This is a genomic window from Modicisalibacter radicis, assembly GCF_900961225.1.
In the GTDB taxonomy this organism is placed as follows: Bacteria; Pseudomonadota; Gammaproteobacteria; order Pseudomonadales; family Halomonadaceae; genus Modicisalibacter.
In genome coordinates, this window is record NZ_CAAHFN010000054.1 from 15,950 (window position 1) to 37,219 (window position 21,270).

Here is a 21,270-nt window from a genome sequence, read left to right on the forward strand (position 1 = left end):
CCGTAGCCCGTAGCCCGTAGCCCGTAGCCCGTAGCCAAGATGCTAGACTGCCCCTTCCCGACCCTGCCCGACCTGCGAGGCCCGCGATGGACGACACCGGCACCCCGACCCTTTCGGTCAGCGAGCTCAACCGCCAGGCGCGAATGCTGCTGGAGCGCGGCTTCGGCGACTGCTGGGTCGAGGGCGAGGTCTCGAGCGTGGCGCGGCCGGCCTCGGGGCACGTCTATTTCACCCTCAAGGATGATCGCGCCCAGCTGAAGTGCGCGCTGTTCCGCAACCGCGCGCGCTTCACCGCGCCGCTCAACAACGGCGACCAGGTGCGGCTGCGCGGCAAGGTATCGATCTTCGAGCCGCGCGGCGACTACCAGATGATCGTCGAGGCGGTGCAGCCCGCCGGTCAGGGCGCCCTGCTCGCCGCCTTCGAACGGCTCAACCGCCAGCTCGACGCCCAGGGGGTGTTCGCCAACCAGCGCCCGCTGCCCTACCCGCCGCGCCACCTGGCGGTGATCAGCTCGGCGAGCGGCGCGGCGATCCGCGACGTGCTGGCGGTGCTCGCGGCACGCTGGCCGCTGGTGCCGGTCACGCTGCTGCCGGTGCCGGTCCAGGGCAGGGAGGCGGTGCCGGCGATCATTCGTGCCATCGCCATCGCCAACCGGCTGGCCGAGGCGCCGAACGGCCCGGGTTTCGATGCGCTGCTGGTGACCCGTGGCGGCGGCAGCCTGGAGGATCTGTGGGCATTCAACGACGAGCACCTCGCGCGGGCGATCTTCCATTCGCGGCTGCCGGTAATGGCGGCGGTGGGCCACGAGGTGGACACCACCCTGGCTGATTTCGCCGCCGACGTGCGCGCCCCCACGCCCTCCGCCGCCGCCGAACAGCTGGTGCCCGACCGGCGCGATCTGCGCCGCCGCCTGCAGGTCGCCGAGAGCCGCCTGCTGCGCTGCCAGCGAGCACGCCTGGAGCGCGAGGCACAGAGTCTGGACCACCTGCGCGCGCGGCTGCGCCACCCCGGCGAGCGCCTGGCCCGGCAGCGCCAGCACCTCGCCCAGTTGGAAAGCCGCCTGGGCCGCGCCATGGACCAGCGCCTGCGCAGCGAGCGGCTGTGCGTCGAGCACCTGCAACGCCGGCTGGCCGGCTACGACCCCACGAGCCGCGTGGCCCGCGCCCGCGGCCAGCTCGACGGCCTGCAGCAGCGGCTGTACCAGGCCATGCCCCGCCAGCTCGAACAGCGCCGCCAGCGGCTCGGCGCCCTGGCCCGCGAGCTCCAGGCGGTCAGCCCGCTGGCGGTGCTCGGGCGCGGCTACGCGATCCTCGAGGACGACGACCGCCAGGTGGTGCGCAGCGCCGCCGACACCCAGCCGGGCCAGACGCTGACCGCGCGGCTCGGCGAGGGACGGCTGAAGCTCGAGGTCAAGCGCCGGCTGAAGAAATAGCGCCCCCGTTGCCGCCGGCCTGTGTTCAGCGAACTTCGTTGACCCACACGCGCATTTCCCCCTCGCCCCGGTTGGCCCAGGCGAAATAGGGAATGAAGGTCGCGGTGCAATCGCTCAGCGCGGGGGCGCGGTCGAAACGGTAGAGGCTGTCATCGTCCGACGCCTCGCGCCCCGCCTCGGCCCGAATCAGCGTCATTCCCGCCAGCGTATCGGCACCGTCCGTGGTGGTCAGTCGGCCATCGCGATACAGGGCGATGTCATGCAGGCGCTCGCCGTTGTCGGCCTGTTCCAGGCAGTAGACCAGTGGACCGCGCTGAAGCGCCACCCGCCCGGCGTTGTGGCGCACGCCGGGATGTGAATAGACGCGACGTATCGGCATTTCCAGCGACAGCGCGATACGATCGCCGTCGTGCCACTGCCTGTCGAGTTCGATATAGCCGTTGTCGGCCGCACTTACATCGCAACGCTCGCCGTTGATCTCGACAGCAAAGCCTGCCGCCCAGGCGGGAATGCGCAGCGCCAGGCTGGCCCTGACCGGGCTGTCGGCCTGCAGCGTCAGCTCGACGTCACCACGCCACGGCAGCGCACTCTCCTGGCGTAGCCTCAGGGTGCCGCCATCCAGCGGCAGCTCAAACTCGCCACCGACATAGAGATGAACGAAGGCCCTGTTTTTCATGCAGCCCACCACGTAGCGATCCAGCGAAGCGATCAGACGCGCCAGATTGGGCGGACAGCAGGCGCAGGTGAACCAGCGCTGGCGAACCGGCTTGACGTGGCTCAGGACGAGATTGTCACCCAGTATCTTGGGGTCGACCTCCAGTGGATTGACGTAGAAGAAGTGCTGACCGTCCAGCGCCATGCCCGCCAGCACGTTATTGTACAGGGCACGCTCCATAACATCGGCGTAACGCCGGTCGGCATCCATCATCAGCATCTGCCGCGCCAGGAACATCACCCCGATGGCAGCGCAGGTCTCGCCGTAGATGGCGTCGTTGGGCAGGTCGAAATCCGAGGTGAAGGACTCCCGCGGTGCCTGGGCACCGATGCCGCCGGTCACGTAGATCTGGCGGGCGGCCATGTTGTCCCACAACTGCCGACAGGTGGCTAGCAGTGCTTCATCACCGCTGTGACGGGCCAACTGCGCCATGCCGGTACAGAGATAGACGAAGCGCACCGCATGACCGACGGCGCGGTCCTGCTCGTAGACCGGCAGATGCGCCTGGCTGTAGCCCTTGTCATGCAGCATGAACGGCTGCACGCCGTCGCCCCCTTCACCGAAGTCATGATGGCTACCGCCACGTCGTTCCCACTCTCGGTCGTAAAAGTGCGGCTGCCGGCCGCGTTCATCGACGAAAAAGCGGCACAGCGCCAGATGCCGCTCGTTGCCGGTGACTTCATACAGCCGCATGAGGGCCAGCTCGATCTCCGGATGGCCGTCGTAACCGGCGATCTGTCCCGGCTCGTGGCCGAAGACCGAATCGATATGCTCGACGAAGCGGCACATGACATCGAGCAGTCGCCGCTTGCCGGTCGCCTCGTAGTAGGTCACCGCCGCCTCGATCATATGGCCGGCACAGTAGAGCTCGTGACACTCGCAGAGATTACTCCAGCGCTGTTCCGCTACGTTGCAGATAAAGTAGGTGTTGAGATAACCATCGGGCTGCTGGGCCCTGGCGATCAGCTCGATGGTGTCATCGGCCTGGCGCTCCAGCGTCTCGTCGCGCTGGCGCCGCAACAGCCAGGCGACCGCCTCCAGCCACTTGGCGACATCGCTGTCCTGAAACACCATGCCGTAGTAGTCGCCCTGCAGTTCGCCGGCGGCGATACGAAAATTGTCGATCGCGTGGCTGGGTGCGGCATCCGGCACTCGGTCGTTGAGCACTTCCCACTGGTAGGGCACCACCACATCCCTGACCAGATCGATATAGCGGGACCAGAAGCTGTCGGTGATCCGGCCACGGTGACCGGCTGTTTGATCTTGGCTCATATCGGTTCCTTGTGAAAATGGCTCGCCGCGGCCCGAGTATTGTCAGCTCGCCCCGTGCGCTTCGGCGTCCCGATGCCTCAGGTCATGCTTGATCGTTTCGAGAAAGGGTTCATTGACCTTGAAAAGGCAGGTGATCAGCGCCAGCAGAAAGTGAAAGATCCCCGGAACAATCGTAGCCAGCAGCACGATACCGTTCAGCGAGGTCTCGGTCTGGTTTTCCAGGCCGGGCTGATAGCTGACGAGAGAGAGCGTAAAGCTGACGATGGCGCCGCCCGTCGCCCAGGCCAGCTTGATGAAAAACAGGTTGAAGGCGAAAGTCATGCCCGACGTTCTTTTACCCGTTTTCCACTCGCCGTACTCGTCGGTGAATGCCATCATGGAAAAGCTTAATGGCAGCAGGAAGCCCAGAATCATACAACCGATCAGATTGAGCCCGACCCAGACGGTCTTGTACTCGCCGGGCACCACATAGGCGAGGCAAGAGCCCACCCCCAGTACAATATTGGTCAGAACAAAGAGTTTGACGGTTTCGATGCGGCGAGTCAGGTAATTGACCAGAATGCTGCCGGCAATACCTGACAGCGTCGCCACACCGAAAAAGAACGAAATGAAGGAAGATGACCCTTCAAGGTAATACTGGATAAAGTAGATCGCCGACCCGCCCTTTACGTTGAAGACGTTCATCAGGGTAAAGGTGATCAGAAACATCAATACCAATTGATCGTTCTTGACCGTATTGGTAATCAGGGTCTTCATGCTGTAGTTGTGATCACGCAGATCGGTGCGTTCTCTGACACTGGCAAAGCAGATCAGGAACATGACGACCGCCAGTGCAGCCAGAAGTGCCACCCCCGACTGATAGCCGAAGGCCATGTCCCCCTGCCCCAGCCAGTCGGCCAGCAGCGGCAGGCCCACCATGACGCAAAAGGCCGCCACGCCGCTCAGCGCAAAGCGATATGTCTGACAGGAGACCACTTCACGGGTGCTTCTGGTAATCACATTGATCAGCGCGCAGTAGGGCACGTTGATCGCGGTATAGCACAACGAGAGCAGGAAATAGGTGACCACGGCGTAGCCGATCAGCGCGCCTCCGCTCAGGTCGGGTGAAAAGAACGCCAGAAAGAGAATGCCCCCCATAGGCAGCGCAATCCAGAGCTGCCAGGGGCGATATTTACCCCAGCGGGTGCGCGTTCTGTCCGCCAGCATCCCCATCATGGGGTCGGTAAAGGCATCCAGGATACGCAGCACCATGAACAAAGTGCCCACTACCGCCGGAGCCAGCCCGAAGATATCCGTATAAAAGAACGTCAGGAAATTACCGATCAACGCGGTAACAATGGTGCCACCGGCATCGCCAAGTCCGTAGCCGATCTTTTCACGACGCCCCAATCTAGCATCGGTCTCGGTGTCGGCAATATCCCCAATATCTCCTGCAAGATCAGTCGCCATCGTGCGCTTCTCCTCGGAATAGGGGCCGCCAGCCATCCGCTGCATCGGAGGTGCTCGTATTCAAGACGGCCCGAGAGTGGCGAGGAGTTCAGGCTTGGCAAATTCATTGCCCCCTCCTCGCCCATCGAAGTAATTCGAAGCTATCCAATGATGGAAAATAAATAAAATAAGTTTTCTGCAATAAAGCAATATTCATTTCATTATCACCATTGAGCTGCAGCCTCTCTGACGGGGTGTTTGTCTCAAGATGACGTGGCAAAGACCGACGAAGGTCTACCTACCACGCTGGCGACCACTTCGTGACGACACCCCGCCGACCGACGCCGACGGGGCTTTCTTGGGCGCTTCACGTACGGATTTCGGCCCGGTTGGAAACCGTGACCTCGCCTCTAATGGGTGTGTTGCAGGACGCCACATACTGCTCCACCTCATTGCCCAGCGGATCGAGCCCCAGGCCCAGCTCCGCACGGCCGCTCAACTATTTACCGGCGCCGCCGATATCCTGCTTGAATAGCGCTGCGCCAGCGCTCAAGCAAGGAATGCCCATGAAGATCGGCTCGCCCCTTTACCCCGCGCCCCGTGCCACCGCCTTGGAGCGCACGGCCATCGCGTCACGTGCGGATGGCGCCGAGCGCGCCCCGGCGGCGTCACGGCCTGGCCGGGCCGAGGACACGCCACCCAACCCGGTCACCGAGCGCCTGCGGGAGCTTCAGGATGGGCTGCAGCGTCTTCAGGCGATGCCCCGCGAGGTCGACGAGAACAAGGCTGGCTTTCTCAAGCAGCGCCTGGAGATGCTCAAGGCGCTGATGATGTTCGCCTCGCCCAACAAGCTCGCGGCGATCGCCAAGGAGCTCAAGAGCATCGCCGGCGAGCTGAACGGCCTCGCCCGGAACCTGGGCGGCGGCACCGGGGCGGCCCCGATGGCCCTGCCTTCGCCGACCCTGGCCGCGGCACAGGCCGCGGCACAGGCCACCCCCGGTGTCGGCGAAGCGCTGACGGGCGCGCAGTCGGCCCTGGGTGTTGCGGCCACGTCGACACCCGGCGGCGGCGCGACCGCGTCCGGCGAGCCGCCGCCCGCGCCCGCGCCGTCAACCAACCTGGCGAGCGAACGGGCGGACGATACGACGCCCGGCTCGGCAGGCTCGCAGGAGGCGACGGACGACGAAAAGCCCTCCGGCAGCGCCGTCTCGCCCGGCGCCTCGGCGCTACCGGGCGGGCCACCCCCCGCGGCCGCCTCCGGGTCGGACGATGGCGCGCTGCTGGGCCTGCTCAAGGACGCCAAGAAATCCCTGAGCGAGGCGATCGCCCAGTTGCGCGCCGCCCTCGACGAGGAGAACCGCGACGGCAAGAAGGCCCTGCGCCAGGCCGAGAAGCAGCTCGCCGGCCTCGACCGGACGCTGGCCCGGTCGGTTCTCGACGGGCTCTACTCGGAGCTGGGCCGGCAACTCGGCGGCACGCTGCCCGGGCGGGCCCGGGTCGGCAGCATCGATATCGCGATCTGAGCGGTACGGTAGCGCCGATCACCCTCGGCGCAAATGTAAACAACTCTCATTGCGATTTTTCTCGGGTGGCGTATCATGAGGGCGTCTGAGCGATCTTCGCACCCGGCGCCTTGCCTCGCCGACTGCCGATCGTCCAGTGCTCGCTTTTCTGCGCCCGTCCCGGGCGCGCTTCTTTTGCGTGCGCCATGCCTGGCGCACCAATGAAAAAACCGCCGGCCGGGCTTCCGGCGGGCGGTCGTCATGCCTGTCACGAGGCAGCGGTCAGCTCTGCGAGCGGGCCGACTCGTCGCGCTTGATGCGTTTCAGCCAACGCTGCTTGGCATACTTGCGCAGGTTCTGCACGTTGTCGGTCTCGTCGACGATGTCCTGCCCCAGGATCGTCTCGATGACGTCTTCCAGGGTGATCAGGCCGACCCAGGTGCCGTGGTCGTCATAGACGACCCGCATGTGGTTGTGGTCCCTGAGCATCGAGGTGAAGACGTGCTCGACGTTGTCGGCTTCCTGGATGGCGTCGACGGGGTGCATCAGGGCCTTCATGGTCTGCGCGTCGTCGGCATGGTAGGTATCCGCCTTGTGCACGTAGCCCATCGCCTGTTCGCCGCCGTCCATGACGGGAAAGCGGGTGAACTGGGTCTTGCCGTAGCGCTGGTCGAACTCCCCCACCGTCAGCATCGGCGTCACCGTCTCGCACACGGTGCGCGGGGTCATCACGCTCTTCACGGTGATCTCGTGCAGGTTGAGGATATTGACGATGGTCCGCGTCTCGTCGCTGTCCAGCGCCTTCCCCTCCAGGCCAATGCGGGCCAGCGCCTTGATTTCGCCGCGCATGTCGACATCGTGTTCGGACTTGCCGATACGGTTGGTGATCAGCTCGGAAAGCCACAGGAACGGCGCCAGGACCACGATCATGACACGCAGCACCGGCGGCAGCAGCGGTGCCAGCCCCCGCCAGTAGGTGGCGCCGATGGTCTTGGGGATGATTTCCGAGAGCACCAGGATCAACAGCGTCATCAGCGCCGAGGCCACGGCGATGTAGGTTTCGCCGAACAGGATCGACACCTGGGCGCCGACGCCGGTCGCGCCCACGGTGTGGGCGATGGTGTTGAGCGTCAGGATGGCCGCCAGCGGCCGGTCGATGTTGGATTTCAGCCGCGAGAGCGCGTCGTGCAGCTTGGGGCGCGTCTCCTTCAACTGTGCGATGTAGCTCGGTGTCAGCGACAGCAGCGCCGCCTCGAGCACCGAGCAGAGAAAGGAGAAACCGATGGAGATCAGTACGAAAGCGGCCAGCAGGACCATGTAAGCTCGCAATGAGAAGTGGGTTGCTTGTATACCCAGGCAGGAATCGCCTGTCAATCGACCCATCGCACGGCGGCAACGTTCAACGCCCATCCGCGCCAACCCGCCCCGGCGACGCCCCGGGAATCAGGCCTGGCTGAGCTCCTCGGTGTCGGCGCCGGGCTTGAAGCTGCCGGGTTCCAGCGAGTGGCGCCCCAGCAGCTTGTAGAAGTCGGTGCGATTGCGCCCGGCGATGCGCGCCGCCTGGGTGACGTTGCCCTCGGTGATCTTGAGCACCTTGATCAGGTAGCTGCGCTCGAAGCCGGCCCGCGCGTCGTTGAACGAGGGCAGCGCGTTCTCCTCGGCGGCCAGTGCCTGGGAGACCAGCGCCTCGGGGATGATCGGCGAGCTGGTCAGCGCCACGCACTGCTCGACCACGTTGACCAGCTGCCGGACGTTGCCCGGCCAGGCGCTGGAGGCGAGCAGGTTGAGCGCCTCGGAGGAGAAGCCCTTGACGAACGGCTTGTGCCGCGCGGCGGCCTGGGTGACCAGGTGCTTGGCGAGCAGCGGCACGTCCTCGGCGCGCTCCTTGAGCGGCGGCAGGCGCAGGTTGACGACGTTGAGGCGGTAGTAGAGATCCTCGCGGAAGTCGCCCTCGGCCATCGCCTTGTCGAGATCGCGATGGGTCGCCGAGATGATGCGCACGTCGATGGGGATCGAGGTGGTCGAGCCCAGCGGGCGGACCTGATGATCCTGCAACACGCGCAGCAGCTTGACCTGCAGCGGCAGCGGCATGTCGCCGATCTCGTCGAGGAACAGCGTGCCGCCGTCGGCGGCCTGGAACAGCCCCTCGTGCTGGCTGATCGCGCCGGTGAAGGCGCCCTTGGCGTGGCCGAACAGTTCGCTTTCCAGCAGCTGTTCGGGCAGCGCGCCGCAGTTGATGGCGATGAACGGCTTGCCGGCCCGCGAGCTGGCCTGGTGGATGGCGCTGGCGAGCAGCTCCTTGCCCGAGCCGGAGGCGCCGGTGACCAGCACGCTGACGTCGGAGCCGGCGACCATCCGCGCCTGCTCGAGCACGCGCTCCATGTGCGGGCTGCGGGTGATGATCGCCGAGCGCCAGGCGTCGTCGGCCTCGACGCTGGGGCCGGGGGTCTGGGTCAGGGCGTCGTCGATCGCCGCGAACAGCTCGTCGCGGTCGACCGGCTTGGTCAGGAAGCTGAACACCCCCTGGCGGGTCGCGCTGACCGCATCGGGAATCGAACCGTGAGCGGTGAGGATGATCACCGGCAGGCCGGGAACGCGCTTCTGCAGCTGCTGGAACAGCGCCATGCCGTCCATCTCGTCCATGCGCAGGTCGGAGAGCACCAGGTCGGGACGCGTCTGCTCCAGGCTTTCCAGCGCCTGGCGGCCGTTGTCGGCGGTGGTCACCCGGTACCCCCGGCTTTCCAGGCGCATGCCCAGCAGCTTGAGCAGGCTGGGATCGTCGTCAACCAACAGGATGTGGGCTGCGTGCTTCACGGTGTCGCTCCTAAAAGGCCATGGCGCCAGCCCGCCCTCTGCGGGGCTCGGACTACTGCTGGCGCGAATTGATACTCTGTTCGATCGCCGTCAGCGCGTCGAGTTTCTCGGCCAGCGCGTCGCGCTCATGAACCGCCTTGTTGCGCGCGCTCTTGCTGGCGGCGATCTCGTCGAGCAGCGCGCGCCGGCCCTCGAGGCCGTTGAGCCACTGCCTCAGCAACGGCTGCAGCTGGCTGGGCGCGGCGGCCAGATCGGCCTTGTAGAGCTCCGAGGCGTCTTCCCAGCGCTCCCGGTCGCCCCACGACAGCACGACGGCCCGGGCCAGGCGCTGATCGGCGCTCTCGCCGTCGAGCTCGGCCAGAATCCCTTCACGCCACTCGGCGTCGCCACGCTGGGCGGCCAGGCCGAAATCGACCCACGACTCGAGCAGGCAGTCACTGACCTCGAGGCCGGGTATCTCGGACAGGCACCGGTTGTCCGCCATGTCGGCGGGCGCGTCGCCCTGGGGCATGAGCTGCTGGCAACCGGCGGCCAACAGAGAAACGGCCAGCAGGCTGGCCACGATTATCGAATGCTTCATTGATCAGTTCCTTGCGTCGTCGCTTATCGCTGTGAGCATGACTTGCGGCGTATTATTAGTCTCGTCGGCGTCCTCGGCGTTCCATGGCAATGTCAGCCGAAAACACACATCGAGCGGGTCGTCGTCGCTGAGCGTGAGCGTCCCGTTCTGGGCCTTGGCGCAATCGGCGGCCACCGACAGGCCGATACCCGAGCCCTTGAGCGCCCCCTTGCGTCGCGCCCGGCCCTGGTAGAAGGCGTCGAACAGCTGCTCGCGATCCTCGTCGGCGATCGGCTCGCCGCTGTTGGCAACCTCGATAGCCAGCGTGCGGCCGCGGCGCTGGGCGCGCAGCTCCAGGTCACCGCCATCCTCGCCGTAGGCGATGGCGTTGGATACCAGGTTGTCGAGAATGCGCATGGTGCGGCTGCGGTCGGCGCGCCATTCGAGCGGTTGCTGGTGGGCGCTCACCTGCATGCCCTTCTTCTCCAGCGCCAGCTGATGCTTGGCGAGCACTTCCTTGATCACCGTGGCGATGTCGAAACGTTCGTAGACCGCCTCCTGGCTGTGCTGGAGCAGGTTGTAGTCGAGCAGTTGTTCGATCAGGGTCTGCAACTCCTCGCCACTGGCGTCGATCAGCTCGACGATCTCGCGCTGGCGCGGCGTCAACGCACCGGCGACGTCGTCGCTGAGCAGCGAGGTACCCTCGCGCACGCTGGCCAGCGGGGTCTTGAGCTCATGGGACATGTGGCGCAGGAACTGCTGCTTCTGGGCCTCGAGTTCGTTGAGCCGGGCCGACAGCCAGTCGAGCCGTTCGCCCAGGCTGACCAGCTCGGCGGGCCCCTGGATATGGTGCGCCCGGGGCGGCTCCGCGCCGCTGCCCAGGCTGAGAATGCGCCGCTCGAGCTGACGGATCGGGCGGATGATCAGCCAGGTGCACAGCAGCATCAGCAACAGGCTCGCCGAGACCAGCCCGGCGGTCTGCAGCCACAGGCGTTGCTGGACCTGGCCGGCCTGGACGCTGATCGAGTCGATGCGATCGTCGATCTGGCGGTTGGTGGCCTCGAGCACGGCGCTGGTGTGCTCGGCGAAGCTGGCGAACTGGTCGAGCTGCTCGCGGACCTCTTCCGGGGGCATCTCGGGCAGCTCGGCGAGTACGTGGATCTGGTGGCGCAGCGCCATCAGGTCGAGGTTGCCGGGCAGCAGATGCTGGTGTTCGTCGAGCAGGTCGGTGAACTCGTCGGCCTTGTCGTTGAAGATCTCCATCAGGCCGGGCTGTTCGACCACCGCGTACTGGCGGGCGCTGCGCTCCATCTCCACGGCCAGGTTGGAAAGCGCGCGGGCCCGGCGCGTCTGGTCGACGGCCTGGCGTGCGCTGACATCGGCCAGCCTCGAGAGCTCCGATAATGCTTCGCCGGCCTGAAACATCAGGACGGCGATGGGCAGCATCACGACCAGAAAGGCCAGCAGGACGAGCTGCACTAATGAGCGGGGCCGCCAGCGGCGCGAGACCTGGGAGGTCATGGAAATAGTTCTATGCAGAAAGAGGGTCAGCGTCATTCGTTCTCTCCGCACAGCATAACAGAGTTACCGTTCGGGTAATCGGTGAGACGCCCGCGATACAAAAAAAGAGGGCCGGCAGAGCCGGCCCAAGGTACGCAGGGAACTGAAGGGTCAAGTGAGCACTCATGATGATCCGCCTGGCCCGATACTCATGAGGACTCGGAGTCGGCTCCCCGAGGGAGCCCGAAGCCGTGAAATCGCCTTGTGCCTGCCAGGGGCGGCTATTCACTTCTGGCGGCGAACCGCCTGGCTTCGTCCGGTTGGACACGCCGCCGTGGCGTCGCGTCGTCAATTGGGTCCCCCGTCAGGGGGAGTGGCATCCATGCCTGGGCATCCTTGCCCTACAGGTACATATCCTTGCCGTTCAGCCGTACCCGTCTCATCGCAACCTAAGTCACACATCGCGTGGAGCAGACGCTACCGAGCCGGTTGGCGGTCCTGGCACAGGGTCGTGGAAGACCGCCTGGAGCCCGGTCGGGGAGTGGATCGAGCCGTTGAACCACTTCCCGTTGCTCGCCCTATATAGTGCGAACGGCGTGCCAACGTTTGCAATATACGTTTATTTTCAAAGACTTAAAAAACAACCGGCGGACCGGAAGCGGCTCGACCCGCCCAGAACCGGAAAAAGCGCCCCTTCAACCGGCCATGAACGTCGCCAACGAGCGACGCGGTGGCGATTCAGCGTCCATCTTTCTTTTAATTCAATGAGTTGGCGCGTCTCGATTTGGCAACAGACGCGAACGGCGCCGTCGGAAGGCGGCCATTCAGGCAGGCCCCAAGCGCTGAATTGGCGCCGAAAACGGGCTCAATTCAGGCTTTTGACGAGGATCTTCGACTTGCGGGCGTGATTGTAGGCCTCGCGGCGTAGCGGCGGTAGCGACTCGATAGTCGTCAGCCGGAAGCCATGCTCGAAGAACCAGTGGGCGGTGTGGGTGGTCAGCGCGAACAGCGCCGCGATCCCGTCGCGCTTGGCGCGCCGCTCGATCTCGGCGAGCAGCAACGCGCCCCGCGCCCCGCCGCGATAGTCGTCGTGCACGGCGACACAGGCCAGTTCGGCCATGGCGGCGTCGTCGAACGCATGCAGCGCCGCGCAGCCGATGATCATGCCGTCGCGCTCGATGACCAGGTAGTCGTCGATCTCGTGCTCGAGGCGTTCACGCGAGCGCGCCACCAGCATGCCGCGCTCCTCGAGCGGGCGCAGCAGCTCGAGCAGCCCGGCGATGTCGTTGAGTCCCGCCGGGCGCAGTTGCTCGTAGCGATGCTGGGTGATCATCGTGCCCACCCCGTCGCGGGTGAACAGCTCGCCGAGCAGCGCATCATGGTCGTGCCAGGAGATCAGGTGGGTGCGCGCCACGCCATGCCGCGCCGCCTCGCAGGCCGCCGCCAGGTGGCGGGCCAGCTCGCTGCCGGCGGCCGCCGCCTGCACGAGCGGCTGGGCATCGCCGGGGGTCAGCTGGCGCTGCAGCGCCCCGCTGTCGTCGTGCAGGCCGTCGGCCTCGCCGAGCAGGATCAGCTTGTCGGCCTTGAGCGCCACGGCGGCCTGCTGGGCGACTTCGGCGGCATCGAGGTCGAATACCTCACCGGTGCTGGAGAACCCCAGCGGCGGCAGTACCACCAGCGTGCCCCGGTCCAGCAGCGACTCGATGGCCGCGGCGCGCACCCGCCGCACCTCGCCGCTGTGGTCGAAGTCGATGCCGTCGCGCACGCCGAGCGGCTTGGCCATCACCAGATTGCCCGACACCGCGGTCAGCTCGACGCCGTGCAGCGGCGTGTTGGGCAGGCCCAGCGACAGCCGGGCCTCGAGCCACAGCCGCTGTTCGGCGGCGACGCGCTCCACGCAGCGCATGATGGCGTGGTCGGCGACCCAGCGACCGGCGTGGCGCTCGGGAACGACGCCCGCCGCATCGAGCGCCTCGCCGACCTGCGGGCGGATGCCGTAGACCACCACCAGCCGCACGCCCAGCGTATGCAGCAGCGCCAGATCCTGGATCAGCTGCTCGCCGCGCCCGTTGGCCATCGCTTCGCCCTCGATGAGGATGACGAAGGTTCGGCCACGATGGGCGTTGATATAGGGCGAGGAATTGCGAAACCAGTCGACGAAGGGAAAGCGCGTGTTCAAGCCGAGCCCCCGGAGGCGGAAGGAAGAGAAACAGCCAAGGATGGCGGATAGACAGCGACTATATCAGAGGCGCGAAAACGGCGGCACCTTTCGGGGTGCCGCCGTTCGGGCTTCGAGCGCCAGGTTCGGGGCGCTGTAAAGAGCGGCTGCGGGCTTCAGCAGCAATATTGCTCGTGGCTCGCAGCTCGCAGCTCGTGGCTCGTTGCCCGCAGCTCGTCGCCCGCAGCCCGCAGCTCGTGGCTCGTAGCTCGTGGCTCGTAGCTCGTAGCTCGTCGCCCGCAGCTCGTAGCTCGTAGCTCGTAGCTCGTAGCTCGTCAGCCGAACATGCCCTTGAACATGAAGAAGAACAGGATCGCCAGGCCCGCCCCGGCGGGCAGGGTAATCAGCCACGACATGATGATGGTGCCCAGAACCCGCAGGTTGAGCGCCGCCATGCCGCGCGCCAGGCCCACGCCGAGCACCGCGCCGACCAGCGTGTGGGTGGTCGAGACCGGCAGGCCGGTGCCCGAGGCGAGTACCACGGTGGTGGCCGCCGCCAGCGTCGCGGCGAAACCCCGGCTCGGCGTCAGCTCGGTGATGCCGGTGCCCACGGTGGCGATCACCTTGTGGCCGTAGGTGACCAGGCCGACGACGATGCCGCCGCCGCCCAGTACCAGCACCCACCAGGGCAGCACCGCGGCGCCGCCGACATCGCCCTGGGACTCGACCACGCTGATCACCGCGGCCAGCGGACCGACCGCGTTGGCGACGTCGTTGGAGCCGTGGGCGAAGGCCATGGCGCAGGCGGTGAACATCATCAGCACGCCGAAGATCCGCTCGACGCTGGAAAAGCCGAAGCTGTCGCCACGGCGCTTCTTGTCGCGATTGACGCGGTTCTCGAGGAAGATCCCCAGCACCATGATCACGATGCCGATGGCGATCGAGATCAGCAGGCTCTCGCCGAAGCCCAGCTCGAGGCCGACATGCGACAGCCCCTTGACCAGCGTGACCATGGCGATGATGAAGCCGACCAGGAAGATATAGCCCGGCACGTAGCGCTTGGCCGCGGCGAACGGGTCACGGTTCTCGAAGATCAGGATCTGCACCGAACGGAACAGCACGAAGCCGATGGTACCGGCCAGCAGCGGCGAGACGACCCAGCTGGCGGCGATCTGCCCGACCTTGGGCCAGCCCACCGCGTCGACCCCCAGCCCGGCGATCGCGAAGCCGACGATCGCGCCGACGATCGAGTGGGTGGTCGATACCGGCCAGCCGCGCGCCGAGGCGATCATCAGCCATAGCCCGGCGGCCAGCAGCGAGGCCAGCATGCCGTAGACCAGCAGTTGCGGGTCCTCGGTCAGCAGGGCGGGATCGATGATCCCCTTGCGGATGGTTTCGGTGACCTGCCCGCCGGCCAGCCAGGCGCCGAGGAACTCGAAGATCACCGCGATCAGGATCGCCTGGCGAATGGTGATGGCCTTGGAGCCGACCGAGGTCCCCATGGCGTTGGCGACGTCGTTGGCGCCGACCCCCCAGGCCATGAAGAAACCGAAGATGCAGGCGAGAATGATGAATACGTCGCCGTACTGCGCAATGATGGACATAGGCACGTGTTCTTTTTGAGTGGCGTGAAGCGAAGCCGATGACGCGGAAGCGCCGCGGCCTCAGCGTGCGGTCAGGATCTGCAGACGGCTGCCGACGCGCTCGGCGCGGTCGGCGAGATCACCGATCCAGTCGATGATGTTGTAGAGAAACATCACGTCCACCGGCGGCAGCTGCGCTTCCAGCTCGAACAGCTGACGACGAATGGCGACTTCCTGGTTGTCGGCCTGGTGCTCGAGGTCGTGAAGCTCGCGGATCAGGTTGTGCATGACGTCGGAGACGTTGCGCCCGAAGCCCGATTCGAGCAGCTCCTCGAGCTCTTCCAGCGCCTTGCGCGCCTGCGCTACGGTAGCCACGGCGGTACGCAGGTAATCGCGCATCGGCTGGGCCATCTCGGTGGGTATCTTCATGCGACGACCGAGCATGATGCCGGTGATGTCCCGCGCCTTGTTGGCGATCTTGTCCTGTACGCTGATCAACTCCAGCAGGTCGGAGCGCGACACCGGCAGGAACAGGGTATTGGGCAGGTTGAGACGCAACTGGGTCTTGAGCACATCGGCATCGTGCTCGAGATTGGTGACCGCTTCGCGATACTTGGCGGCCTCTTCCCAGTCGCCGGCCTGAGAGGCGTCGAAGAAGGGCAACAGCTGATCGGCGCACTCACTGGTCTTGACGATGTGAGCCAGCAATGGCTGAAACGGTGATCGCCCGAACAACGACGAGAAGGGGTTGGAAGTCACCATGAGCATCATTCGTCGGTTGGAAATGGCGGCGTCAGTATAGTGATTGCAGCACGCAACGTCATGAAAAATTAACCGCTTGCACTTGCCAGGGAGCGTCAGGATGGCTAAGGAAATCGAACTCAAGCTGGCCCTGGGCCAGGGCGCTGCCCAGGAGCTCGCCGCCCACCCACGCCTCGCCGGATGCCACGCGAGGCACGAAACGCTGACCAACACCTACTACGACACGCCGGACGGCGATCTCGAGCGCCATCGCGTGGCGCTGCGCCTGCGACGCACCCCGCGGCATATCGTCCAGACGCTCAAGACCGCCGGCGAGGGCTCGGGCGGGCTCTCCTCGCGGGGCGAGTGGGAGTGGCCGGTGGCCGGGCATGCCCTCGACCTCGCCGGGCTCGAGGCACTGCCACCGATGCAGGCGCTGGGCCGCGAGGTCCTGCTCGCCCTCGAGCCGCGCTTCACCACCGACTTCGCGCGCACCAGCTGGCTGGTCGAGGATGCCGAGACGACGATCGAGGTCGCCCTCGACCAGGGCGGGATCCACGCCGGGCAGCAGCGCGTGGCCATCGACGAGCTGGAACTCGAGCTCAAGCAGGGCGCGCCGGAGGCCCTGTGGCGCTTCGCCGAGACCCTCGCCGCGTCCGTCGCGCTACGCCCGGCCAATGCCAGCAAGGCGGCCCGCGGCGCGGCACTGCGCGACGGCCGCTGGCCGACACCGGCCGGCGAGCCACGCGACGCGTCGCCACGCCAACGTGCCGACCGGGCGATCGCCGCCCTCGATGCGCTGGACGACAGTGGCGAGACGGCGTTCCTGGCGCGGGCCCGGGATGCCTTCCGCTCGCTGGCCGAGGACGTTCAGCTGGCCGCGTCGGTGCGCCGGCCGGCCGACCGGCTGGCCGCGGCGCTCGACGACCGCCGGTGGCTGACACCCGCGTTCGGCCAGCACAGCCTGGCCCTGCTCGCCGCGCTGGACGCGGCATGAGCCGCTCGTGGCGGTGCGCTCGGGAAGGCACCTGTGAGAGCATACTCGCCCAGGGATGGGCTGCGTCATGGCAAAGCGAGTGGTTTAGGATGAACTCATGAAGATCATTATTCTCGGTGCGGGGCCGATCGGCAGCAACCTGGCGGAATACCTGGGGCGCGAAGGCAACGAGATCACCGTCGTCGACAGCTCGGCGAAAAGGTTGAGCGATCTCACCGCGAGGCTGGACATCCTCACCGTGGAGGGCAAGGTCTCGCATCCGAGCGTGCTCAGGAAGGCCGGCTGCGACGATGCGGATCTGCTGATCGCCGTCACCGATTCCGACGAGTTCAACATGCTGGCCTGCGAGGTCACCAACACGCTTTTCAGCACGCCGACCAAGATACTGCGTGTCCATGACAACGACTATCTCGCGCATGAGGAACTGTTCTCGGAACAGGCGCTGGGCGTGGACCTGACCCTGTGCCCCGAGCAGCTCGTCACCGACAGCATCTATCGGATCTTCGAGTTCCCCGGCACCCTGCAGGTACTCGACTTCGCCAAGGGCAAGGTGCAGCTGGTAGCCGTGCAGGCCGTCCACGACGGGCCCCTGGTGGGCAAGCGACTGGCCACCCTGAGGGAACACCTGCCCGACGTGGACACCCGGGTGGCGGCCATCTATCGACGCGGCGAAGGGATCGCGCCCCATGGCGATACCGTCATCGAAACGGATGACGAGGTGTTCTTCATCGCCTCGCGCAAGGACATTCGCGCGGTCATGAAGGAACTCCGCAAGGCGGAGCAGGGCTACAGCCGCGTGATGATCGCCGGCGGGGGCAATATCGGCGAACGCCTCGCGGCCAGGCTGGAACACGACCATCAGGTCAAACTGATAGAAATCGACGAGGCGCGTTGCCAGGATCTGGCCGAGCGTCTTGGCGAGACGGTGGTGCTCAATGGCAGCGCGACGCACAAGAGCCTGCTCGTCGAGGAGAACGTCGACGATTGCGATATCTATTGCGCGCTGACCAACGATGACGAGGACAACATCATGTCGTCGCTGCTGGCCAAGCGGCTCGGCGCGAAAAAGGTGCTGACCCTGATCAACGCCCCCGCTTACGTCGAACTCATCCAGGGCGACAGGATCGACATCGCCATCTCCCCGCAGCAAGTGACCATCGGCAGCATATTGACCCATGTCCGCCGCGGCGATGTCGCCAAGGTCCACTCCCTGCGCCGGGGCACGGCCGAGGCCATGGAAGCCGTCGCCCATGGCGATGCCGATTCGTCGAAAGTGGTTGGCCGGACGGTCGGCGAAATCCCGCTTCCCGCCGAAACGATCATCGGCGCCATCGTCCGGGGCGACGAGGTCATCCTCGATCACGGCGAGGTCGTCATAGAAGCCGGTGACCACCTCATTCTCTTTCTCATCGACAAGCAGCGCATGCGAGAGGTCGAACGCCTCCTGCAGGTACGCGCGACCTACTTCTGACGACCCGATGAACCACCCACCCGGCCTTGCGACAAGGAGAGCCCTTTGCCCAGCCTGACCCGACGGCGCGCCTTGAAGGCGGCTTGCGACAGCGCTCCCGTCGCCAGGATACTGGCCGTGCTGTTGCTGGTGCTGGCGCTGTTCATGCTGGCGCCGCTGGTACTGCTGGCGCTCGAAGGCTCCCTGGAAGCCCGGCCCTTCGCGCTGTCGATGGGAGTCGTCCTGGCGATCGCGCTACCCGTGCTGGTCCTGACGCGTGGCGTGCCCATCGAGCTGCGCCCCCGCCAGATGTTCGTCCTCACCACCCTGAGCTGGGTGACGATCTCCAGCTTCGCGAGCCTGCCCTTCGTCCTCGGCACGCCCTCCCTGTCCTTCACCAATGCCGTGTTCGAGTCCGTTTCCGCCATCACCACCACGGGCTCGACCATCCTGGTCGGCATCGATGGACTGTCGGACGGGTTGAAGCTCTGGCGGGGGATGATGCAATGGCTGGGCGGCGTCGGGATCATCGTCATGGCGATCGCCATCCTGCCCTTCCTGAAGGTCGGCGGGATGCGCCTGTTCCAGACCGAATCCTCCGACTGGTCGGACAAGGTGCTGCCCCGCGCCGGCGGCATCGCCAAGGCCACGGGCGCCATCTACCTGGGATTCACCGGTATCGTGATGCTCTCCTACTGGCTGGCCGGCATGCTGCCCCTCGATGCGATCGTGCATGCCATGACCACGGTGGCCACGGGCGGCTTCGCCAATACCGACGATTCCTTCAGCGCCTACAGCCACCAGCCGCAAATACTCTGGCTGGCATCGCTGTTCATGTTCTGCGCCTCCCTGCCCTTCGTCATGTACATCAGGGCCTTTCGCGAGACCCGCAGCGCCCTGTGGCGGGATCAGCAGGTCAGGGGCCTCGGCTACCTGCTGCTGGTCGCCATCGCCATTCTCACCGGCTACCGGATCAGCCAGGGCACGGACCCTTTCACGGCGCTGACCCAGGTCGCCTTCAACGTGACCTCCATCGTCAGTACCACGGGTTACGCCTCGGCCGACTACACGACCTGGGGCGCGCTGTGCATCGTCGCGTTCTTCTACCTGACCTTCATCGGCGGCTGCAGCGGCTCGACCAGCGGCGGCATGAAGATATTCCGCTTCCAGATCGGCCAGGTCATGCTGACGAACCAGTTGCGCTTCCTGGTCCATACCAGCGGCACGTTTCCGCAACGCTACAACGGTCGGCGCCTGCCGGAAGAAGTGATCCGGGGGGTCATCGCGTTCTCGTTCTTCTTCTTTCTGACCATCGCCGGTCTCGCCCTCGGGCTGGCCCTGCTGGGGCTCGACATGGTGACCGCGCTTTCGGGGGCGGCCACGGCGGTCGCCAATGTCGGCCCCGGGCTCGGCGAGACGATCGGGCCGTCCGGCAACTTTGCCTCCCTGCCCGACGCGGCCAAATGGCTGCTGTGCCTGGGGATGCTCATGGGCCGCCTGGAGATCCTCACCGTGATCGTGCTGTTCACGCCCACCTTCTGGAAGAAGTAGCGGCCTTCCCCACGAGCGACCACTTATTTACAGGAGAGCGCCCTTGTCCTCTTTACGACCCGCCAAGGTAGGCCTGCGCACGAAGATATTCCAGGTCATCTTCGAGTCGGACAGCCGCCTGGCCAAGGGCTTCGATATCGGCCTGATCCTGATGATCCTGGCCAGTGTGGCCGTGGTCATGCTGGATAGCGTCGACAGCTATCACAGCGCGTTCGGCACGCTCTTCTACGAAGCGGAATGGGCCTTCACGCTGCTGTTCACGCTGGAGCTGGCGGCCCGCCTGTACTGCCTGGAGCGGCCCCTGAAGTACCTGACCTCGTTCTATGGCGTGATCGACCTGCTGTCGATCCTGCCCACCTGGCTGGCCCTGCTGTTCCCCTGGGGGCAGTCGCTGCTGGTGGTGAGGCTGCTGCGCGTGCTGCGCATCTTCCGCGTGCTGCGGCTGATGCAGTTCGTCGGCGAGGGGCAGTTGCTGATCGATGCGCTGAAGAACAGCTGGCACCAGATCCTGCTGTTCCTGTTCGGCGTGCTGATGATCGTGATCATCTTCAGCAGCGTGGTCTATCTGATCGAGCCCCCCGAAGCGGGCTTCACCAATATCCCCACGGCGGTCTACTGGGGCGTGGTCACCCTGACCACGGTGGGTTATGGCGACATCACGCCGGTCACCCCGCTGGGCCAGTTCATCTCGATGATGGTCATGCTGATCGGCTATTCGATCATCGCCGTGCCCACCGGGGTGTTCTCCGCCGAGGTGATTCGCTCGCTGCGCGAGCAGCGCTACTCCAACGAGGCCTGCCCCGGCTGCGGCCTCGACCGCCACGATCACGACGCCCGCTACTGCCGGCGCTGCGGCACCTGGCTCAACGAGGAGACCGAGGATCCGCGCCATGAACGCGACGCGGATCGTGCCGACGGGCAGGAATCATGATCAGGTGATGAACGGCGCCGTGTCGCCGCGCCCTTCGCGGACGATGGTGGGCGGCAGCTCGCGCAGGTCGACCACCGTGGTGGGCTCCAGATGGCAGGCGCCGCCATCGACGACCAGGTCGAGATGCGCGCCGAAGCGTTCGCGGATCGTTTCCGGGTCGGTCATCGGCAGTTCCTCGTCGACCGGGATCAGCGTCACGCTCATCAGCGGCTCGCCGAGCGCCTCGAGCAGCGCATGGGTAATGCGATGGTCGGGCACGCGCACCCCGATCGAGCGGCGCTTGGGATGCAGCAGCAGGCGCGGTACCTCGTTGGTGGCGTTGAGTATGAAGGTGTAGGGACCGGGGGTCTGGTTCTTGAGCAGGCGGAACACCGCGTTGTCGACCTTGGCGTAGGTGCCGATCTCCGACAGGTCGGAACACACCAGCGTGAAGTTGTGCTTGTCGTCCAGCGAGCGCAGCCACTTGATCTTCTCGATGGCCTTCTTGTCGCCCAGGTGGCAGCCCAGGGCGTAACCCGAATCGGTGGGGTAAGCGATCACTCCGCCATCCTTGATGATCTTGACGGCCTGGTCGATCAGCCGCTTCTGCGGGTTTTCCGGGTGAATCTGAAAGAATTGGGTCATGGCACCTCCCTG

Annotated in this window: 16 protein-coding genes; 6 read left to right on the plus strand and 10 right to left on the minus strand. The window is 65.7% G+C overall.

Translation table 11 applies throughout. The features are described from left to right. Positions 1 to 86: 86 nt before the first annotated feature. Positions 87 to 1,433 (plus strand): exodeoxyribonuclease VII large subunit, encoded by a 1,347-nt coding sequence (gene xseA, locus HR9077_RS05700; RefSeq protein ID WP_136066035.1) that lies wholly within the window; start codon positions 87 to 89, stop codon positions 1,431 to 1,433. Positions 1,434 to 1,458: 25 nt separating this feature from the next. Here the strand turns inward: xseA and HR9077_RS05705 are convergent, their stop codons facing one another. Both HR9077_RS05705 and HR9077_RS05710 read right to left on the minus strand, forming a co-directional pair. After that, positions 1,459 to 3,420: a glycoside hydrolase family 127 protein gene (locus HR9077_RS05705; protein ID WP_136066037.1), complete on the minus strand. Its 1,962-nt coding sequence runs from the start codon at positions 3,418 to 3,420 to the stop codon at positions 1,459 to 1,461. Between the two features lie 42 nt (positions 3,421 to 3,462). Then, positions 3,463 to 4,869, minus strand: coding sequence for an MFS transporter (locus HR9077_RS05710; protein ID WP_136066039.1), 1,407 nt, complete (start codon positions 4,867 to 4,869; stop codon positions 3,463 to 3,465). A gap of 539 nt (positions 4,870 to 5,408) precedes the next feature. Here HR9077_RS05710 and HR9077_RS05715 point away from each other — a divergent pair. Further along, positions 5,409 to 6,371 (plus strand): hypothetical protein, encoded by a 963-nt coding sequence (locus HR9077_RS05715; RefSeq protein WP_136066041.1) that lies wholly within the window; start codon positions 5,409 to 5,411, stop codon positions 6,369 to 6,371. 261 nt (positions 6,372 to 6,632) lie between these two features. Here HR9077_RS05715 and HR9077_RS05720 read toward each other — a convergent pair whose 3' ends face one another. The 7 genes from HR9077_RS05720 to HR9077_RS05750 form a co-directional block, all read right to left on the minus strand. Next, on the minus strand, positions 6,633 to 7,667 hold the full coding sequence (locus tag HR9077_RS05720; RefSeq protein ID WP_136066043.1) for a CNNM domain-containing protein: 1,035 nt from the start codon (positions 7,665 to 7,667) through the stop codon (positions 6,633 to 6,635). Positions 7,668 to 7,793: 126 nt separating this feature from the next. Then, positions 7,794 to 9,164 (minus strand): two-component system response regulator GlrR, encoded by a 1,371-nt coding sequence (gene glrR, locus HR9077_RS05725; RefSeq protein WP_136066045.1) that lies wholly within the window; start codon positions 9,162 to 9,164, stop codon positions 7,794 to 7,796. A 52-nt stretch (positions 9,165 to 9,216) separates the two neighbouring features. Further along, positions 9,217 to 9,744: a hypothetical protein gene (locus tag HR9077_RS05730; RefSeq protein WP_136066047.1), complete on the minus strand. Its 528-nt coding sequence runs from the start codon at positions 9,742 to 9,744 to the stop codon at positions 9,217 to 9,219. 3 nt (positions 9,745 to 9,747) lie between these two features. Beyond that, positions 9,748 to 11,280: a sensor histidine kinase gene (locus HR9077_RS05735; protein WP_244613064.1), complete on the minus strand. Its 1,533-nt coding sequence runs from the start codon at positions 11,278 to 11,280 to the stop codon at positions 9,748 to 9,750. 808 nt (positions 11,281 to 12,088) lie between these two features. Beyond that, positions 12,089 to 13,402, minus strand: a complete 1,314-nt coding sequence (argA, locus tag HR9077_RS05740; RefSeq protein WP_136066049.1) for an amino-acid N-acetyltransferase — start codon at positions 13,400 to 13,402, stop codon at positions 12,089 to 12,091. 314 nt (positions 13,403 to 13,716) lie between these two features. Further along, positions 13,717 to 14,985, minus strand: coding sequence for an inorganic phosphate transporter (locus tag HR9077_RS05745; RefSeq protein ID WP_136066051.1), 1,269 nt, complete (start codon positions 14,983 to 14,985; stop codon positions 13,717 to 13,719). Positions 14,986 to 15,045: 60 nt separating this feature from the next. Continuing rightward, a complete protein-coding gene (locus tag HR9077_RS05750) occupies positions 15,046 to 15,726 on the minus strand; it encodes a TIGR00153 family protein (protein WP_136066053.1) in 681 nt (226 codons plus the stop codon). A 100-nt stretch (positions 15,727 to 15,826) separates the two neighbouring features. Here HR9077_RS05750 and HR9077_RS05755 point away from each other — a divergent pair, with 100 nt between their 5' ends. From HR9077_RS05755 to HR9077_RS05770, 4 genes are all read left to right on the plus strand, one after another. Beyond that, positions 15,827 to 16,702, plus strand: a complete 876-nt coding sequence (locus HR9077_RS05755; RefSeq protein ID WP_136066055.1) for a CYTH domain-containing protein — start codon at positions 15,827 to 15,829, stop codon at positions 16,700 to 16,702. A 97-nt stretch (positions 16,703 to 16,799) separates the two neighbouring features. Beyond that, a complete protein-coding gene (trkA, locus tag HR9077_RS05760) occupies positions 16,800 to 18,173 on the plus strand; it encodes a Trk system potassium transporter TrkA (protein ID WP_136066057.1) in 1,374 nt (457 codons plus the stop codon). A gap of 45 nt (positions 18,174 to 18,218) precedes the next feature. Then, positions 18,219 to 19,703 carry a TrkH family potassium uptake protein gene (locus HR9077_RS05765; RefSeq protein ID WP_280178413.1) on the plus strand — a complete coding sequence of 495 codons (1,485 nt, stop codon included), beginning with the start codon at positions 18,219 to 18,221 and terminating at the stop codon, positions 19,701 to 19,703. Between the two features lie 43 nt (positions 19,704 to 19,746). Then, positions 19,747 to 20,634: an ion transporter gene (locus tag HR9077_RS05770; RefSeq protein ID WP_136066059.1), complete on the plus strand. Its 888-nt coding sequence runs from the start codon at positions 19,747 to 19,749 to the stop codon at positions 20,632 to 20,634. Here the strand turns inward: HR9077_RS05770 and HR9077_RS05775 are convergent, their stop codons facing one another. Beyond that, the gene (locus HR9077_RS05775) at positions 20,635 to 21,258 is read right to left on the minus strand and encodes an L-threonylcarbamoyladenylate synthase (RefSeq protein ID WP_136066061.1); all 624 of its coding nucleotides are present in this window, start codon (positions 21,256 to 21,258) and stop codon (positions 20,635 to 20,637) included. Positions 21,259 to 21,270: the final 12 nt, after the last annotated feature.

Coding starts and splice junctions, on each gene's coding strand:
- HR9077_RS05775 (WP_136066061.1), bottom strand. CDS start 21,258: ATGACCCAATTCTTTCAGATTCACCCGGAAAACCCGCAGAAGCGGCTG.
- HR9077_RS05730 (WP_136066047.1), bottom strand. CDS start 9,744: ATGAAGCATTCGATAATCGTGGCCAGCCTGCTGGCCGTTTCTCTGTTG.
- HR9077_RS05755 (WP_136066055.1), top strand. CDS start 15,827: ATGGCTAAGGAAATCGAACTCAAGCTGGCCCTGGGCCAGGGCGCTGCC.
- HR9077_RS05705 (WP_136066037.1), bottom strand. CDS start 3,420: ATGAGCCAAGATCAAACAGCCGGTCACCGTGGCCGGATCACCGACAGC.
- xseA (WP_136066035.1), top strand. CDS start 87: ATGGACGACACCGGCACCCCGACCCTTTCGGTCAGCGAGCTCAACCGC.
- HR9077_RS05735 (WP_244613064.1), bottom strand. CDS start 11,280: ATGACGCTGACCCTCTTTCTGCATAGAACTATTTCCATGACCTCCCAG.
- HR9077_RS05750 (WP_136066053.1), bottom strand. CDS start 15,726: ATGGTGACTTCCAACCCCTTCTCGTCGTTGTTCGGGCGATCACCGTTT.
- HR9077_RS05715 (WP_136066041.1), top strand. CDS start 5,409: ATGCCCATGAAGATCGGCTCGCCCCTTTACCCCGCGCCCCGTGCCACC.
- HR9077_RS05745 (WP_136066051.1), bottom strand. CDS start 14,985: ATGTCCATCATTGCGCAGTACGGCGACGTATTCATCATTCTCGCCTGC.
- trkA (WP_136066057.1), top strand. CDS start 16,800: ATGAAGATCATTATTCTCGGTGCGGGGCCGATCGGCAGCAACCTGGCG.
- HR9077_RS05720 (WP_136066043.1), bottom strand. CDS start 7,667: ATGGTCCTGCTGGCCGCTTTCGTACTGATCTCCATCGGTTTCTCCTTT.
- HR9077_RS05710 (WP_136066039.1), bottom strand. CDS start 4,869: ATGGCGACTGATCTTGCAGGAGATATTGGGGATATTGCCGACACCGAG.